The sequence below is a fragment of the Streptococcus cristatus genome, assembly GCF_963529205.1.
Taxonomy (GTDB): domain Bacteria; phylum Bacillota; class Bacilli; order Lactobacillales; family Streptococcaceae; genus Streptococcus; species Streptococcus cristatus_O.
Genome location: NZ_CAURYF010000005.1, coordinates 1 through 17,757, shown reverse-complemented (window position 1 = coordinate 17,757; position 17,757 = coordinate 1). Strand labels below are relative to the sequence as shown.

The following is a 17,757-nucleotide window of genomic DNA, read 5'->3' as shown; positions in this document are numbered from 1 at the left end:
CTTAGATATCCTCCTCGTCATCATCGTCAAAATCACCTACTGCCACAGCACTAGCTTTGACATTTTTCGCCATCTGTACTTCATAGAAGAGCAGGGCAAAGATCAGTGATACAACTGCACTAGACACAAGGTTGAGGCCAAGTGAGGCAGCCAAGGTAAAGCCAACGAAGAATGGAACAAAGTCTGTCACTTTTTCAACGATTTGTTTCAAGAGAATCGCAATACCGACACATGGGAGGAGAGAACCTACTGTGAAGAGGGTTTTCATTGGTAGACCATCCATTGGGAGGGCATCTTTCAGAGCTGTAACAGCATCAGCACCGTAACGGCAAAGAATCAGTGTTGGCAAGAAAGAGAAGAGGAAGTGGGAAACCCATGGCAGATACCAGTCAACCGCATACAATTTTTTGTATTCTCCCTGTTCGACCGCTTTCCAGCCCATGTGTTGCCATACCAAGTTCATTGTTGCTGTTCCGTAGAAGAGAACAGTTCCCAGCGTACCAACCAGCACACCCATTGATTTTGCAAAGTCAGCAGCCTGCTGAGCATCTGAAATCCCTTGTGACTTGATCGCAACCATTGCCAAAGGAATACCGATATAAGAAACTGCACGGACATCGGCAGAAACAGTACCGCCAGGGGTTACCAGTGCGATATACACCAACTGCATGGCTACCCCACAGATAATCCCGAGGCTCACATCTCCTAAAATTAAACCACAGACGAGTCCTCCGACAAGCGGACGTCCAAGTGTATAGTTACCAATACTTGAGCCACCCATACCCGGCATAGAAGACAAACTAGCAAAGATACCGAGGATTGCGGCTTGCAACCAAGAAATTGTCATAATCTTTCTCCTTTAAGTAAGATCGAGCAGTAGCAGGAGCTCGGTTCCAACTCCTTCAAATAGACCTTGCTTGGCAAGGCTATCGAAAGTCCAAAACCGTGTCCCGCTTAACTTCTGCCCCTGTTTAAAAACCAAATTTAGATTTAAAATCGCTCCAGTAGCCGATGGAAACGTCTGGAAGCAGCTGGAATTTTACCTTGTAGCCTGCTTTTTCAATCGCTTCAATCGCTTCCGCTTCTTCTTGTGTGATGGATTGATTGTTACCCAGCTTGACAGCTCCTGGACGGTCATTGGCTGGTCCGACGATGATTTCTTTGACATCGCCTGGTACAAAGCCTTGGTCCACCAAGATTTCTTTCATATCAATCGGATTTTTGGTAATCAAGAAATAACGGCTGTCAGATTCGGTTACCTTGCCAGATTTTTCCTTGAAGGCTTCCTTGGTCCAAACGAAAGTTTTCTTGTCAGAAGCCCCTTTGTAGGCTTGGATCAAAACTTTGTTGCTTGCCGCTGCATCATTGACTGCAATCAAGCCATCGCAAGGATATTCCTTAGCCCAACGAGTGACCGTTTGACCGTGGATCATGCGGTCGTCAATCCGTACAAATGTTACTACCATTTTGAATCTCCTATCTAAGTTAGTAAATGAATAACTTTTTAAATGTCGTCGTCTTCCTCATCATCGTCTGATGAAACTTCAAACTCCTGCAAGGCTGCTGTCGCTTCTGAAAGAATCGTCTGAGCAAGGTCTTTGCCTTCCAGCATGTCCTTCATCACAAGGCCAATGAGCCCCATTGTCAGATTCAGTCCTCCAAGAATGACTGCCGAATCTAATTTGCCTAATTCTGCTAAGACACTAGCCGCTGTGGTCAATGGACTGCCTCCGACAATATCGGCTAAAACTAAGACAGAATCCTCTGCTTCTAAACCTGCCAAGGCTTGACGGAAATCAAGAGCAAAATCATCGACTGATTTCCCCTCTTTCAGACCCACAGCGATGATTTGGTCTGTTTTATCACCAGCAAACATCTTCAAGGAGCTCTGTACGCCTTCAGCTAGCCCCCCATGACTGACCAGTACAAGATATTTCATCTTTCCTGCCTCCTTATTTTCTTGATTCTATTGTACACAAAATGAAATCGCTTCCCTATTGTCAAATGTCACTTTGAAAAGATGACAAATGTGAGTTTAGATGTGACAAATGTCATATTGGTCTAGTCATCCGTGACTTTCTTTCTGACTTAATTAGAAATAAAAAAGAAAGCAGAAAATTATCTGCTTTCTATTTCTCTTTGAATGCTCGGCAAGGCACTGTCAATCTCTTGATTTCCCAGAGCTTCCTTAATCAAATAATCAAGCCTTTCCAAGGTCTGCCGATCGACTTCTTGTCCAATATCTATGATAGAACGCTCCATCATACTATCTAGCCTCTCAGAAGTCAAGGAATCCAAGCCGAAGTCATCTGCTTGCAAGATTTTTCTGGTTTGCTGACTTTTCACGACAGAGGGCAAGACTGATGTTCCCTGCGATTTTTCAAACAAGGTCTGCTGGCTCTCTTTGTCTTGTGACAACAAGAGCATAAATTCCCAAGCCAGCTTCTCTTGCTTAGTGTTGGAAGACATGCCAAAGAGGGAAGTCTTGACCTGTGTTCCCATCACCTTGCTATTGGCTGTCGGCATCGGGATACAGGTCCAAGAAAAGCTAGAATATTTAGCAACATGATAAGGATAAGGCTTGTAGGTCCGATACTGGGCTAGACTCATAGGATAGAAGGCCACTCGCCCCTCGTCAAAGTCATGAGAAGTCACCTTATAATGCTGGCTGAGCATGTCTAGCTTGCTCATAAAGGCCAATGCTTGATGCATCTCTGGGCTGTCTACATTGATACCTGATTTATCGGTAAGATGGCCGCCGTAAGCTATCAGAGCTTGCTGCCAAGTGTAATCTGTAATACCGTACTGATCTACCACGCCATCGCCATTGGTATCCTTGGTTACTTTTTTGCAAATCTCATAGAAATCCGCCAAAGTCCAGCCTGACTCAGGAATGCTGATTCCTTCTTTTTCAAGCAGGTCTTTATTGACACACATCATGATAGGATTACTCTCAACTGGAAGAGCATAGCTGACTCCCTGATATTGTCCAGCTTCATAAGCGACGGGATAAAAGGCTGTCCGTTCATCATCCGTTAGGAGGGTATCCAAGGATTTGAGGGCACCAGCTGAAGCCAACATGCTAAAGTCATTTTCTGGCACCATGAAAAGATCTGGCTGTTCGCCTTTTAAAACCTGTTCTGCCAGCCAGTCAGCATAATTCTTCTTGGGAATCCCGCTTTCGTAGATGATCTTGACATGGGGATGCGTCTTTTCAAATTTTTTAATCAGGGTGTCCAAGGCCTTGTTTTCACGACTATTTGGAACATCCCAGCTAGAGCCCGCATAGACACCGATGCGTAGGACTTTTTCATGACTAGACGACCAAAGTGCAAAGCTTAAAATAACTGAAACAAAAACCAAAACAAGAACAACCAAATGTCTAAGTCGCCACTTCATTTGTCACTTCCCTTGCTAAAGTCTCGCTGGGTGACTCCGGTCTGCACGGCCCAGATAGCCAGCTGAGTCCGGTCACGCAGATTCAGTTTAGACAGAATCCCTGATAGGTAGTTGCGCACGGTTCCTTCCGACAGATAAAGCTTGGCTGCAATCTCCTTATTAGAAATCCCAAAGCCAATCTGCTGGATAATCTTCCACTCCGTCCGGCTCATGTCCTCTACATTTTCCTCTGACACCGTGATAGCAAAGTTGGACTGGGCCATCTGTGAAAAGATTTTGAAGACCTTGGTGGCAATATTGGGATTGATCATAGCTCCGCCCCGATAGACTGTCTGAATGGCTTCGTGAAGCTCTTCTGTCGAAACCCCTTTGAGAATATAACCAGACGCACCGTATTTGAGAGCGGAGAAGATAAATTCATCGTCATCAAAGGTCGTCAGAATGATAATCTTAACATCCGGATACTGCTCCTTGACAGCCTTGGTACAGAGCACACCGTCCATGACTGGCATGCGAATATCCATCAAAATCACATCTGGACGCACCCGATGAAGCTTTTCCAGCACTTCCTTGCCATCTCCAACTGTCCCGACTACCTCGATGTCAGCATGAGCAGACAGGATGATTTGCAGAGACTCACGAATCAAGGCCTGATCGTCTGCAATTAAAACTTTAATCATTCCAACCTCCTATTTTGGGGATTTCAATGTAGGTATAAAAGCCATCTCGATTTTCAAAATGAACCTTCCCACCGATAATAGCCAACCGTTCCTGCATTTGCTTCAGACCATAGCCATAGTGCAATTCATCAAACCCTACACCATCATCTCGAATGGTCATAATATAATTTTCTTTTTCTAACAACTCAATCCAAACGGTCTTGGCGTGCCCGTGACGCACAGAATTGGTAATTGATTCCTGAACGATGCGAAACACAATATCTTCTTTGGCAATATCTAAATCGATCGTATCCCATTCATAGAGAAAATGGATATCCAAGTTGGAAATGGCTTCATACTCTCGGATAATCTTTAACAAAGCCTCTTTCAGACTATTATTCTCCAGAGTACCTGGCCGCATTTTATTGAGTGAGCCTCGGACATCCCGAATCCCGTCACGAACGACGACCGAGACATTGTTGAGCTGTTCCTTGGCCCGCTCGGTATCAATATCCACTAGTACCTTAATGGCATCAATTCCCGCTGAGATACCCGTCAAAGCATGGCCCAGTGTATCATGAATCTCACGGGCAATTCGTTTCCTTTCTCGGTCTTCAGCAATTTTTTCTGACAAAGCTAGATAGCTATTCAGCTCCCGATTGGCCTGAGAAGCCATGCGAAGCTCCTCCTCAATTCGGTGCCGCTCTGTAATCGCCGACATGATATAAAAGAGCAAGGAAATCATAAAGACTACAATATTGAGGGAGAAAAGAAAATTCTTACCAAAAAGCAGCAGCAAACGTATAGATTCTGGATAAAAACGAATATAGGTATCCAACGAAGGCAGTTTAACAAAGAGTGACAGCAGGTCGTAGTTTGACAATAGCAACATACTGAAACTCAAGATAATAAAGGAAAACCAGTATTTTTTATCCTTGGAGGCATTGAACTCTTTAGATCCATAGAAAATATCTGCAAAGACGAGAAGAATCAGCCCATTGTAAGACGAATGCAGGGCAGTAAAGATGACCAACATCAGCAAAATCTCAATCATGGTCACCTTATCGTAAACGGATAGCTGATTGGGGTGCTTTTCCCGATAGTACATCACCAGCAATAGGCAGGCATAAAAGATAATGGAAATCAGAAAAATGAAACTGGGAGATCCTGGAATGGCATCCAAACGTTCCAAAAGCGAGTGACTGAAGCTTCTTGTTACGACATAATTGGTTGCAAAGAGGTAAATCGAAGCATTATAGACAATGGCTATAAAATTGATGACCATCAGAGCTATTTTACTGTAAAAAATGCTTTTGTTTGGTTTCATTACTGCCACCCTGTAACTATATACTCGCTGATATTGTCCTTGTTTATCAAGCGGACTGGTATCAAATACTGTCTATCACACGACTTCTCTTCCCGCAGCAGCTCAATCACTTCTGCCACCTTTCGTCCCATCTGAATAGGCGACTGGGCCACTGTTCCTTGAATGTCGTTCGTATTGGCTAAAAAATTCTTAATATCTGGAGAACCGTCAACTCCATAAATATAAATTTTTTCTGCTACACCTTGATCCTTGATTGCTGCCAAGGCACCGATTGCTGCACGGTCATTAAGAGCCATGACAACGTTAAATTCCAAGCCATTATCCAAGGCATTTTTGACCTGGGGCATGCTTTCTTCGGTCTGTCCCAAAGTCTCCAGCTGAGAAACGATTCGATAGCCGGGATGTCCCTTGATGGTATCCAGAAAGCCCTGTAGCCGATCCATAGCTGAGATGGCATTCTGATGTTCAAGCAAGAGAATATTCGCCTCGGAAAGCCGACTCATCATATCTTTAGCAATCAAAACTCCCGCTTGATAGTTATCTGACACGATAGTCGTGTCAACAGCTACTTGCTTGCTCATTGGCGCATCTACCACGATAATGCGAATACCCGCTTTTTTAGCTTTATTCAAAGCCTTGATAATAGCTGGGCTGTCACTCTTTACTGGATTGATGACGATGATATCCACTTTCTCTTTGATAAAATAAGCAATTTGCTGGCTCTGCTTTTTCTCATCTAACTCCGAATCACGAACATAGAGCCGACTCCCCTGTTGATTGGTTTTTTTCTCCAATTCAGCATTCAAGGTTTGATAAAAATCATTGTTCATGGTCATATAGGTCGCCCCGATTTTCATTTGATTACTATCGGGCATACTAGCCTTAGAATAAATAAAAGCAAGGCAACAGATTACCAGCACAAAAATAGACCAGAGAGCGCATTTCTGGCAAGTCTGAATCCTCTTTTTCCCCTTACTTGATCCCATTCCCATCTCCTAGTCACCTATACTTATTAACACTTCACTTACGTTTATTATATTATAATCAAGCGAAAAAGCAAAACCTTTCTTGAATCCTAATAAATCAGAGACTAAACGACAGACTTTTTTAGCTTCTAATTTTTAGGGCAAGATAAATGAATATCAAAAACAAAAACGAAGGCATCTTCATGAAATACCTCCGCTTCTGTATGTATCTATTCAAACACAAATTGATTGTGGTAGAGCTCAGAATAGAAGCCGCCTAGATGCAGCAATTCATGATGATTGCCTCTCTCAATGACTTCCCCATCTTTTAAGACAATAATCTGGTCCGCATTTAATATGGTCTTTAGACGGTGAGCGATGACAAAGCTGGTTCGCCCTGCCACAATGGCCTCCATCGCGCTCTGGATCTTGCTCTCGGTTACCGTATCAACGTTGGAGGTGGCCTCATCCAAGATCAGCACTTGAGGATCGGTCAAAAGGGTTCGAGCGATTGAAATTAATTGCTTTTGACCTGTTGAAAAGATGTTTTGATCATCATCTACGATTGTATCGTATTTATCAGGCAAGCTTTCAATATACTCGTGAATATGGGTAGCACGCGCAGCAATTTCCACCATCTCCTGACTGGCATCCGGCACTCCAAATCGGATATTGTCTCGAATGGTTCCGCTGAACAAGACAGAATCTTGCAAAACGATACCTACATGACTGCGCAAGCTATCCAAGTCATAGTCTCGGATATCGCGTCCGTCAAATTCGATACTGCCCTTATCCACATCGTAAAAACGATTGATCAGGTTCATGATGGTCGTCTTCCCTGATCCTGTTGGCCCTACAACGGCAATCATCTTACCTTTTGGCGCTGAGATGGAAACATCTTTCAAAATCGGCTTACCTTCGACATAAGAGAAATCCACATGCTTTATCTCGACGCCTTCTTTCAGCTCGGTAAAGGCCGGAGCATTCTGCGGGCGCACTTCCTCAGGCGCATCAAACATTTCCTGAATCCGATCCGCACCAGTGAAAGCCAGCTGCAGACTTCCCCAGCTTGCCGCAACCTGAATGATGGGCTGATAGTATTGTTGAGAAAACTGTGTAAAGGTTGAAATCAGACCAATGGCTACTGAGGTCTTCACATTAGGATCATTGAGCATAATGGCCGAGCCCACAAAAATCACGATAGCCGTATTGATCAGGCTCATTCCGTTCATGACAGGAAAGAGCAAGCCAGAAAAGGCACGTCCTTTGAAAGTAGCTGACCGAACCTTATCATTTTGCTGGACAAAGCCTTTGATGACTTCTTCCTGCATTCCCTGCACAATAACTGCCTTCTGGCCGGAAATCGTCTCATCCATATAAGCATTGAGCTGACCAACTTCTTTTTGCTGCAAGTCTGTGTACTTGCGAGCCAGCTTGACGATAGACACCAAGACAATGATGGCTACTGGCGTACTGGCAATCGTCACCCAAGCCAAGGTCGCATGCCGCATAAACATGATGATAATCAGACCGATGTAGAGAGCAATATTGCTCATCACTTGGACTAGGCTCTCGTTGAAAGCCTGCAAGATATTATCCAAATCGCTGGTAAAACGCGACAAGATATCCCCATCTTGATGGCGGTCAAAGAAGGAAACGGTCAAGCGAGCTAATTTTCCAAAGAGCCCCTTGCGCATTTCATTGGTTGAGTAGGAAATGATCCGACTCATCAGCAGCATGTAGATCAAGCTCGATAGCAAAAGGAAGATGAAAGCCAGCGCTAAATTCCACATGATTCCTTGAAAAGCGGCAAAGGCTGAAACATCACCTGAAGCAAGCTTGCCACTCGCAAAAGCACTGCCCAACTCCACCAGCTCACTGATGGCGAGACCTGTAAAAATCGGAAAGAGAACCTGTAAAACCGTCGAGATGATAATCATAATCATAACGACCAAAAAGGCCAGTTTATACTGCTTGAAATATTGCCAGAAAAATTTTGCTGTCTTCATATTAGTCCTCCTTTCCTTTTTGTGTCTCATAAATTTCTCGGTAGACATCATTTGTAGCAACCAAGTCTGCGTGTCTACCTTGGCCAATCAAGCGTCCTTGATCTAGCACCAAAATCTTGTCCGCATGGACAACAGAGCTAATCTTCTGGGCAATAATGATGGTTGTAGTTCCCTTCAAATCCTTGTTCAGTGCCTCCTGAACCAGCTTTTCGGACTTGGCATCCAGAGCTGAAGTCGAGTCATCTAGGATAAGAATATTGGGATTGCTGACGACACCACGCGCGATGGACATTCTCTGCTTTTGTCCACCGGAGAAATTATTTCCCCGTTCTTCGACCTGGCTGTTGTAGGTATCTTCCATGCGATTGATAAACTCGCTGGCCTGAGCAATGCTCGCCGCCTGTTCTAACTCTGGCAAGCTGGCATTTTGCTTTCCTTGACGCAGATTATCCGCAATCGTCCCCTTAAATAAAATAGCTTTTTGCAGAACGATGGAGACATTTTTTCTCAGAGAAGCTTCACTAATATCTCGCAAGTCCTTGCCACCAATTTTGATGGAGCCTTCCTGAGGATCAAAAAGACGTGGAATGAGCTGGGCCAGAGTTGATTTCCCTGCTCCCGTCGCTCCGACAACACCAATCATCTCTCCCGGTTTGACTTCAAAGCTAATATCCTTGAGCATGGGCTCTGTATCTGTCGGATAGGTAAAGGTCACATGGTCAAAGACCAGACTACCTTCCAAATCTTCTTCAGCTTCATTCTTGAAGGTCATCGCTGGCTCTGTATCCAAGACCTCCTTGATCCGCCGAATCGACACCATAGCACGCGTAACGGTATTGCCCAAAAAGCCAACCATGATGATGGTAAACATGATTTGATTCAAGTAAGAAATGAAAGAAACAATCGAGCTAACCAAGCCTGGATCCATCTGTATCATGCTAGACAAGAGCCACATGGTCAGATAGACAGCTCCATAGCCGACGATCATCATCATTGGTTGAACGATCGAAAAGGCATAGCCAATAAAGAGATTTTGCTCTAGGAGTTCATCTGAAACTTGCGTAAATTTCTGATACTGCTCACTCTCCTGCACGAAAGATTTGACGACACGGACGCCACGCAGGTTTTCTTTAGCAATCGCATTGATCTTTTCTAAGAGGACTTGGAATTTGGCAAAGCGTGGACCCATCAAGCCCATCATCACTCCTGTCAAAAAGAAGACCAAAAAGACCATCAGGACAATCACCCACCACAAGGAAGGAATGGTCACCACCGCCAAAATAAAGGAACCTAAAAATAAAATAGGCAGGCGGAATAAAATCTGGAACATCATCATGACCAAATTTTGCACTTGGTTGATATCGTTGGTCATGCGGACAACTAGATTCCCCGCATTGAACTGTTCAATATTGGCATAAGAGAAGGTCTGGATTTTCCGAAAGGTTTTTTCCCGTAAATCTGACGACACACCTTGCGCAATATAGGCTGCCAGGGTCACATTTGTCCCGCCAGCAACCAAGCCAACCAGACCAAAGCCCAGTAACCAAGCCCCCAAACGATAGATTTCTTCTCGATTTCCTGCCAAAAGAGCATTCAAGACATCTTTGAGATACAGGGGCTGCAACAGCGAGCTAGCCAGCATCAGCGATGTCATAAGAAGAGATAAAAAGATAAATAATTTATAGGCTGATAAAGCTTTTCTGAACATAATTCCTCCTCGTAGATTTTTAACTTTGTTTAGCTTCCTTACTATATCATAGATAAAAACATTGTCAAGTAAGAAATTTCAGTTATTATATGGTACAATATAATAAATAACTCTAAAAGCAAGTGAGTCCTTTTGTGGGTCTCGTACAAGGAGAAAAGATGGATAAACAACGAATTGCTGTGATTGGTCCTGGTTCGTGGGGAACGGCTCTATCGCAAGTCCTCAATGATAATGGCCATGAAGTCCGAATTTGGGGCAATATTGCAGAGCAGATTGACGAGATCAATCACCAGCATACAAACAAACGCTATTTCAAAGATGTGGTTCTAAGCGAGGAAATTAATGCTTATCATGACTTGAACGATGCTCTAGAGAACGTAGATGCTGTGCTTTTTGTCGTACCGACCAAGGTGACCCGTCTGGTAGCCCAACAAGTTGCGCAAACCTTAGATCACAAGGTAAAAATCATGCATGCATCCAAGGGATTAGAGCCTAATAGCCACAAACGAATTTCAACTATTCTGGAAGAAGAAATCCCTGCAGACTTGCGTAGCGAGATTGTCGTTGTTTCAGGTCCTAGCCACGCTGAGGAAACTATCGTCCGCGATATTACCTTGATTACCGCAGCATCTAAGGACCTCGAAACCGCTAAATATGTGCAGGAGCTCTTCAGCAACCATTACTTCCGCCTCTACACCAATACCGATGTCGTTGGAGTGGAGACAGCAGGTGCTCTGAAAAACATCATCGCAGTCGGAGCTGGTGCTCTTCACGGACTGGGCTATGGTGACAATGCCAAAGCTGCCATCATCACACGCGGTCTGGCTGAAATTACCCGACTGGGTGTCAAGCTTGGTGCCAGCCCTCTGACTTACAGCGGTCTTTCTGGTGTCGGTGACTTAATCGTCACAGGAACCTCTATCCACTCTCGCAACTGGCGGGCTGGAGATGCGCTGGGTCGCGGCGAAAAACTAGCTGATATTGAAGCCAACATGGGCATGGTTATCGAAGGAATCTCTACAACCAAGGCAGCCTACGAACTGGCTCAGGAGCTCGGTGTCTACATGCCTATCACTCAGGCTATTTACAAGGTCATCTATGACGGCCATGATATCAAAGATGCCATTCATGATATGATGAGCAATGAATTCAAAGCTGAAAATGAGTGGTCTTAAGTTATAGTATTTTTTATAAAGGAGAAATTTATGCCAAAAGTCAGAAAAGCAGTCATCCCTGCAGCCGGTCTCGGAACCCGCTTCTTGCCAGCCACTAAGGCACTGGCCAAGGAAATGCTGCCAATCGTTGACAAACCAACTATTCAGTTTATCGTCGAAGAAGCTCTTAAATCTGGAATCAAAGACATTTTGGTTGTCACAGGAAAGTCAAAACGCTCCATCGAGGACCACTTTGACTCCAACTTTGAACTAGAATACAACCTCAAGGAAAAGGGCAAGAACGACTTGCTCAAGTTGGTGGATGAGACCACTGGTATTGGCTTGCATTTTATCCGTCAGAGTCACCCACGTGGACTCGGGGATGCAGTCCTTCAAGCTAAGGCCTTTGTTGGAAATGAACCTTTTGTGGTCATGCTGGGTGATGATTTGATGGATATTACCAATGACAAGGCAGTGCCACTCACCAAGCAACTCATGGATGACTACGCAGCAACCCACGCGTCTACAATTGCAGTTATGCAAGTTCCTCACGAAGAAGTCTCTGCTTACGGCGTTATTGCACCGCAAGGCGAAGGCGTCAATGGCCTCTACAGCGTTGAAAAATTCGTCGAAAAACCGGCACCAGAGGATGCACCAAGTGATTTGGCCATTATCGGACGCTACCTGCTCACGCCAGAAATTTTTGAAATTCTAGAAAAACAAACTCCCGGCGCTGGCAATGAAATTCAACTGACTGATGCCATCGATACCCTCAATAAGACTCAGCGCGTTTTTGCCCGCGAATTCAAAGGTGATCGCTATGATGTCGGCGACAAGTTTGGCTTCATGAAAACTTCTATCGATTATGCCCTCAAACACCCTCAAGTCAAAGACGATTTGAAACAATACATTATCGATTTAGGCAAAAAATTAGATAAGAAAACGAAAAAATAATAGAAGCGCTCAAGTAATAGATTAGCTGATGCAATAGCTTTTAACACTATACAGAAAAACACCTAGATTTACTAGGTGTTTTTCACTTGTTGTTTTGATTGGGAAATCATTTGGTATTAACAAAAGTTTCCACATTCTTGAAATTTTTGCCATTATCAGAATTGGCCGCATATCCAAAGCGGTTATTTGGATTGCCTTCTGCATTCGCAACTGTTATTTGTGGAGCCTGACTTGGTGCTTGAGGAGTCTGGTTTTGTACTTGAGGCACTTCAGTACGAACAGATGGTTGTCCAAAAACTTGCACATCTGCTTTAGCTGCATAGCCAAAGCGATTGTTTGGATTGCCTTCTGCATTGGCAGGAATATCATGTGTTGGAGGAGCCGCAGTATAATCTGGTGCTGGAATGATAGTTTTATTTGCATCATCCGTAATTTGTGGTTTTTGTGGTGGCTTCGGAGTATCCGGTTTTTCAGGTGTTGATGGATCTTGTTTATCGTCTGGTTGTGAAGCACGATAAGGATCAGACTTACGTCCAGCAGCTTCTAAACGTTTTTCCATCATCTTTTCATAGTCCTTGAAGTGTTGGAAAAGTCGATCTGACATTTCAAGAGAATCTTTAGTTACTTTACCTTCAGCGGCCTTCGCAGCATCTGGTTGATCTTTCAGCGAATAGTTCTCAATATCTTTTTTCTCTTGATCAGCGATAAATTGTTTTTCCATCAGCTTCCAATGGTCTTGAACACTCTTGCCAAAGATATCTTGATTCTTGATAGCCATCTGGTCAATGTGCCATACTGTCCAGTACCATGAGTTTGGATCATAAGTAGCTGTCTGTGGTTTAAAGGCCTTGTAAGTATCCTGAACGTTACCATAGAAAGGCACATATGGTGTGTTACGTGATGGTCCCAAACCGAGCCAAACTTTACCACCGTAAGATTTTGGCAGTTTCGGATCAATTTGGTAGACATGGGCATCGATAACATTTTCATTGCCTAAAGCGTATTTGTACTGATCTTTCCGAACAGCATCATTTGCCCCATCATCACCTTGTTTCTTAACGCCAATTTGATCATCTGGTACGAAACGGCCATTCAAATGTTCAAAGCGGTTCCGTTGCATAGCAAAGGCATCTTTAAGAGTGAATTTCTTGTTTGGATCTGTTGGAGAGCGGAAAAGTTCGTACTCCTCATCCTCGTAAGTAATTTTAGATTTTGGATCAAGTAGTGTGATTCCTGCATACGTACGAGAACGATCGCCTTCTGCATATTTTTCAGGTCCGTATGATTTAGCAATGTGGAAATTGCCATCTTTATCTGTCTTGTAGTTTCCTGCTTCTTTGGCTACTTTCTCTACATCTTCAGAAGCAATAACATTTTCTTTGTCCTTCAAATCTACATGGCCAAGGTAATAAGTATTAGCAAAAACTGCGTATTTATCTTCTGGCACTTTTACGGCTACATATTGGTGGCCAGACAAGATTTCCATGTACCAAGTCTCTTTTTGATCGGCAACCACCACTGTATTCCCTTCAGCAGAGCCTTTTTCTTGAATGACTTTTCCAAGCAATTCGATTGCTTCACGAGCTGTTTTGGCACGTGGCAGAACCACATCTAGCATAGCAGCTTCTGCCAAGCCATCTGCTTTCAGAGGGTCTTTTTCAAGAACCTTTTTATTTGGAATTGCTGTGACTGTGGACGACATAGAAACACCTGCTTCATTAAAGCCATGTTCTCCAAAAGCACCGTTACTACCATCACCACGCGCAGAATCATAGGTTGCAGTATATTTCATTTCGCTGGCTGCACGTGGATAGGTAAAACCATTGGACTCATCCACAATCTGGTCGCCTTCCTTATATTTTTTAGCTTCCACAACAACGTAGTTTTTGTTGTGTTTGCCACCATTCGGGTAGTAAGGATAGTCTTCTGTCCGACCAAAAAGTGTTGATCCATCCTTGGTCAAATGCCGACCAATAATGAAACCACAGCAAGCTTGCACAGCTTGGACAGGTAAGAGCATGATTGCCATTAATGAAATAGCAATTTTAAAGATTGTCTTCTTCATTATGAACTCCTTTTTATTTTTTGGGGATGCCCCCTGATGTTTATAGTTCTAGTATAGTTCTTTTTAAGCATTTTTGCAAGCGCTTACAAAAATGTTTTTTTATACCTTTTACAGATAGAAAATAGAGAAAACATACATTGATGAAAAAGTAGAGATAGAAACATTCCTAGTTTATTCCTGATTTATGACTTATTATGAGGCTTTAAAATAAAATCCCTTACTTCATAAAAATCATATTTATAAAAAGAATACCGCTTTTTAAAGCGGTATTGAGTTCATTTCTTAAAAAATTGGTCGTTGAAAAGTCAGAAAAATCAGAATAGCTACTAATCCAAGGTAGGCTGCCAATGCTGAAAACCGTTGAGACTTGCTAAAAGCGTAGCGCTCTCCCGAAACTGGTAAGATCACAGCTCCTAAAGCTCCACCGACTAGACCACCCAAGTGTCCTGCAAGGCTAATTCCCGGTAAAAAACTCATGATCAGATTGACAGCCAGCAGGCTCATATAGGACTGACCCAGCTGCTGCAGATAGTAGTTTCGCGTAGCATAACGAAGCAAAACAACGGAAGCAAAAAGGCCAAAAAGAGCAGTAGAAGCCCCAGCTGCCAGGCTTTCGGGTGAAAAATAGACAACAAATAAGTTCCCCATCATTCCTGACATCAGGTAGAGTATCAAGAATTTCCAAGAGCCGAAGATGCCTTCAATCTGTCTACCAAGAAAGTAGAGCGTCAGCATATTGACCACAAAATGCTCCAAACCAATATGGATAAAAATAGCAGCAAAAACCCGCCAAAACTGCTCCGGCAGCGCTTGAATCGTGTAACCGTGCACAGCGCCAAAGTGATACAAGGCTTCGGAACTACTGTATTGAAAACCATAGGAAAGAAACATCAAGGCGAAAACAAAGCTCGTTAGGATAAGCAAAATGCTTGTCACGGGATAGTCTCTATCAAAGATTTGTTTCATAAATGAGTAACTCCTTTACCGCAACATCATGTTGTGCTGGTGTAAAATCTGCCTGCTGGGCTGCATAAATAGTGCTGATGGATGCTCCTGCATAATCAGCCAGATAGCGGTCATAGTAGCCACCGCCGTAACCAATCCGAAACCCTTGAGAATTGAAGACCACACCCGGCACATAAATCAGATCAATTTCTGTCTTGTCCACAGCCTCTTCACTTATCGGCTCCATAAGTCCAAAAGAGCTTTTTTGCAGGCAACTTTCATCATAATCCACAAATATCATCCGACCCTGGCCATAGGTTTTGGGTACTAAAACCCGCTTGCTATCCAACTGAGCCTGCTTAATAAAGGCTGCAGTTGAGACTTCATGCGGCATAGAAAGATAGGTAGCGATAACCTGAGCTTTTTGATAAGCTGCTGAACTGAGCAAGCGCTGGGTCAGCCAGTTATCTGCCAGCTTTTTTTCTTTTCCTGACAGTTTCTTCATCTGGGTCAGTACAGCTTGTCTCAACTCTTTTTTCATATAGCTCGTCCACTCTTTCCTTATCTTTCGTTGATTTTATAATCTAGGAATTTCCCAATCTTTTCAATAGCAAAGGGCAGTGCTGCCTCGTCTGGTGTCATCTTGGGATGATGGAGGGCATAGGGACTGTCCACTCCCAGCCAGAACATGACGCCATTGACCTTGCTGAGCAGATAGCCGAAATCCTCGCCTGTCATAGCCGGCGCAATATCAATCAGCTGCACTCCTTCTTCCTTCTGGAAAAAATCCATCAGTTCGTCTGCCAGACCAGGATGGTTTTCCACAGGCAGATAGCCACTTTGTTTAAGCTCCAAGTCCAATTCCAGACCGAAACTTTGAGCTATGCCCTCTGCTATTTCCCGTAAGCGCTTCTGAGTCAAGAGGTTCATCTCCCGAGTCAGAGTCCGAATGGTGCCATGCAGAAAGGCCGTTTCTGCGATGACATTGTTGGTCGTGCCAGCATGGAGCGAACCAAAGGTCACAACCGCTCCCTCGATAGGATCGACATTGCGGCTGACAATGGTCTGCACCTGGGTGATAAAGTAGCTAGCCGCTACCAAAGCATCATTGGCTTCATGAGGAAAGGCCGCATGACCTCCCTTCCCCTTAAAGGTCAGCTTAACTTCACAGGTACCAGCAAAAAGCGTTCCTCTGTTAGTCGCAATATCGCCGACCTTGAGGTCCGGTCGCACATGGAGTCCGTAAAATTCATCTGGCAGCCAGTCGCCAAAGGCACTAGCTTCATACATGAGCATACCGCCAGCTTCATTCTCCTCTGCAGGCTGAAAGAGAAAGAGCAGATTGTGGGTAGGCTGAGCACTCACAGCTTGTTCCAGCAGGCCTAGAGCAACCGTCATGTGCATATCGTGTCCGCAAGCATGCATCCGGCCTTCATGGGTACTGGCAAAGTCCAGTCCTGTATCCTCCACGATCGGAAGGCCATCAATATCTGTCCGCCAGCCAATCGTCTTATCCGGTGAACTTCCCTTGATAAAGACCAAAATACCTGTCCGCCAAGTTCGGATTTCCACAAAGTCTAGACCTGCTGTCAGTTCATCAATGACTTGCATCAAGTAAGCATGAGTCTTGTATTCTTCCAGACCGATTTCTGGTATCTGGTGTAAATCACGGCGAATTTTCAGATAATCAAGCATTTTTCTTTCCTTTAAAATCCTGTCAGAGCAAACAAAGATTCAGACCGCCCCTGATGCAATCCAAGGGCGGCAGTATTCTGTTAACCAATATTAAAGCGTACGCAGAGCATCTTCCAGAGCTGTCTTCTGCTGGGTCTTTTCGTCAATGGTCTTGATAACTCGAGCTGGAACACCAGCAACCACTACGTTTTCCGGAACATCTTGGGTCACAATCGCACCAGCCGCAACAACGGAACCACTGCCAATCTGCACACCTTCAATCACAACCGCATTGGCACCAATCAGCACATTGTCTCCGACCCGAACTGGCTCAGCGCTAGCTGGCTCAATGACTCCTGCCAGAACAGCACCAGCACCGACATGGCTATTTTTACCGACAATAGCTCGGCCACCCAGAATAGCACCCATATCAATCATGGTCCCAGCACCAATCTCCGCACCGATATTGATAACCGCCCCCATCATAATGACAGCATTATCACCAATTTCGACTTGGTCACGGATAATGGCACCCGGTTCAATACGGGCATTGATATCGCGCTTGTCCAGAAGCGGCACTGCTGAATTGCGGGCATCCTGCTCTACGACATAGGTCTTATTTTCCTCTAAGTTCACTAGGAGTGGCTTTATTTCTTCCCAGTCTCCAAAAAGAACATTTCCTAATTTCACAACAGACCAAGGGATTGATCCGTGCAATTCTCCATCAAAGGTTACCTTGACAGGAGTTTTTTTCTTGGCATCAGCGATAAATTTGATAATTTCTTGAGCGTTCATTTTCGTAGCAGACATGGCGTCACCTCTTTGTTCTTTCTATTCTTTGTTGGAGGCTGGGACAAAAGTCCTAGCCTCTCAATTGTCTTTGGATTGTCGAGCAAGA

General features: G+C 44.2%; 16 protein-coding genes. 2 read left to right on the top strand and 14 right to left on the bottom strand.

Annotated features, from left to right (window positions below; translation table 11 throughout):
• Nucleotide 1: 1 nt before the first annotated feature.
• From RWS39_RS02050 to RWS39_RS02010, 9 genes are all read right to left on the bottom strand, one after another.
• The gene (locus tag RWS39_RS02050; protein WP_005591586.1) at nt 2–847 is read right to left on the bottom strand and encodes a PTS mannose/fructose/sorbose/N-acetylgalactosamine transporter subunit IIC; all 846 of its coding nucleotides are present in this window, start codon (nt 845–847) and stop codon (nt 2–4) included.
• Nucleotides 848–971: 124 nt separating this feature from the next.
• Nucleotides 972–1,466, bottom strand: a complete 495-nt coding sequence (locus RWS39_RS02045) for a PTS system mannose/fructose/N-acetylgalactosamine-transporter subunit IIB (protein WP_314479927.1) — start codon at nt 1,464–1,466, stop codon at nt 972–974.
• 38 nt (nt 1,467–1,504) lie between these two features.
• Nucleotides 1,505–1,939, bottom strand: coding sequence for a PTS sugar transporter subunit IIA (locus RWS39_RS02040; RefSeq protein ID WP_314479925.1), 435 nt, complete (start codon nt 1,937–1,939; stop codon nt 1,505–1,507).
• Between the two features lie 179 nt (nt 1,940–2,118).
• On the bottom strand, nt 2,119–3,399 hold the full coding sequence (locus tag RWS39_RS02035; RefSeq protein ID WP_314479922.1) for an ABC transporter substrate-binding protein: 1,281 nt from the start codon (nt 3,397–3,399) through the stop codon (nt 2,119–2,121).
• A complete protein-coding gene (locus tag RWS39_RS02030; protein ID WP_061908824.1) occupies nt 3,396–4,079 on the bottom strand; it encodes a response regulator transcription factor in 684 nt (227 codons plus the stop codon). Before RWS39_RS02030 ends, RWS39_RS02035 begins: the two co-directional genes overlap by 4 nt.
• Complete coding sequence (locus RWS39_RS02025) at nt 4,072–5,385, bottom strand: sensor histidine kinase (RefSeq protein WP_005591581.1); 1,314 nt, start codon at nt 5,383–5,385, stop codon at nt 4,072–4,074. Before RWS39_RS02025 ends, RWS39_RS02030 begins: the two co-directional genes overlap by 8 nt.
• Nucleotides 5,385–6,371 carry a substrate-binding domain-containing protein gene (locus RWS39_RS02020; protein WP_061908822.1) on the bottom strand — a complete coding sequence of 329 codons (987 nt, stop codon included), beginning with the start codon at nt 6,369–6,371 and terminating at the stop codon, nt 5,385–5,387. Before RWS39_RS02020 ends, RWS39_RS02025 begins: the two co-directional genes overlap by 1 nt.
• A 209-nt stretch (nt 6,372–6,580) precedes the next feature.
• Nucleotides 6,581–8,359, bottom strand: coding sequence for an ABC transporter ATP-binding protein (locus RWS39_RS02015; RefSeq protein ID WP_314479915.1), 1,779 nt, complete (start codon nt 8,357–8,359; stop codon nt 6,581–6,583).
• Nucleotide 8,360: 1 nt separating this feature from the next.
• Nucleotides 8,361–10,067, bottom strand: coding sequence for an ABC transporter ATP-binding protein (locus RWS39_RS02010; protein ID WP_314479912.1), 1,707 nt, complete (start codon nt 10,065–10,067; stop codon nt 8,361–8,363).
• Nucleotides 10,068–10,225: 158 nt separating this feature from the next.
• On the opposite strand from RWS39_RS02010, the gene RWS39_RS02005 reads away from it, so the two are divergent.
• Together RWS39_RS02005 and galU are read left to right on the top strand one after the other, a co-directional pair.
• Nucleotides 10,226–11,242, top strand: a complete 1,017-nt coding sequence (locus tag RWS39_RS02005) for an NAD(P)H-dependent glycerol-3-phosphate dehydrogenase (protein WP_314479908.1) — start codon at nt 10,226–10,228, stop codon at nt 11,240–11,242.
• A 30-nt stretch (nt 11,243–11,272) separates the two neighbouring features.
• Entirely contained in the window at nt 11,273–12,175 is a 903-nt protein-coding gene (gene galU / locus RWS39_RS02000) for a UTP--glucose-1-phosphate uridylyltransferase GalU (protein ID WP_005591576.1), read from the top strand.
• A gap of 106 nt (nt 12,176–12,281) precedes the next feature.
• Here the strand turns inward: galU and abpB are convergent, their stop codons facing one another.
• The 5 genes from abpB to dapD all read right to left on the bottom strand — a co-directional run bounded on the left by abpB (nt 12,282) and on the right by dapD (nt 17,669).
• The gene (abpB, locus tag RWS39_RS01995; protein ID WP_314479905.1) at nt 12,282–14,240 is read right to left on the bottom strand and encodes a C69 family dipeptidase AbpB; all 1,959 of its coding nucleotides are present in this window, start codon (nt 14,238–14,240) and stop codon (nt 12,282–12,284) included.
• 282 nt (nt 14,241–14,522) lie between these two features.
• Complete coding sequence (locus RWS39_RS01990; RefSeq protein WP_125382854.1) at nt 14,523–15,206, bottom strand: rhomboid family intramembrane serine protease; 684 nt, start codon at nt 15,204–15,206, stop codon at nt 14,523–14,525.
• Complete coding sequence (locus RWS39_RS01985) at nt 15,190–15,726, bottom strand: 5-formyltetrahydrofolate cyclo-ligase (RefSeq protein WP_125382857.1); 537 nt, start codon at nt 15,724–15,726, stop codon at nt 15,190–15,192. Before RWS39_RS01985 ends, RWS39_RS01990 begins: the two co-directional genes overlap by 17 nt.
• A 20-nt stretch (nt 15,727–15,746) precedes the next feature.
• Nucleotides 15,747–16,880, bottom strand: coding sequence for an N-acetyldiaminopimelate deacetylase (locus RWS39_RS01980; RefSeq protein ID WP_005591572.1), 1,134 nt, complete (start codon nt 16,878–16,880; stop codon nt 15,747–15,749).
• A 90-nt stretch (nt 16,881–16,970) separates the two neighbouring features.
• Complete coding sequence (gene dapD, locus RWS39_RS01975; protein ID WP_002917803.1) at nt 16,971–17,669, bottom strand: 2,3,4,5-tetrahydropyridine-2,6-dicarboxylate N-acetyltransferase; 699 nt, start codon at nt 17,667–17,669, stop codon at nt 16,971–16,973.
• Between the last annotated feature and the right edge of the window lie 88 nt (nt 17,670–17,757).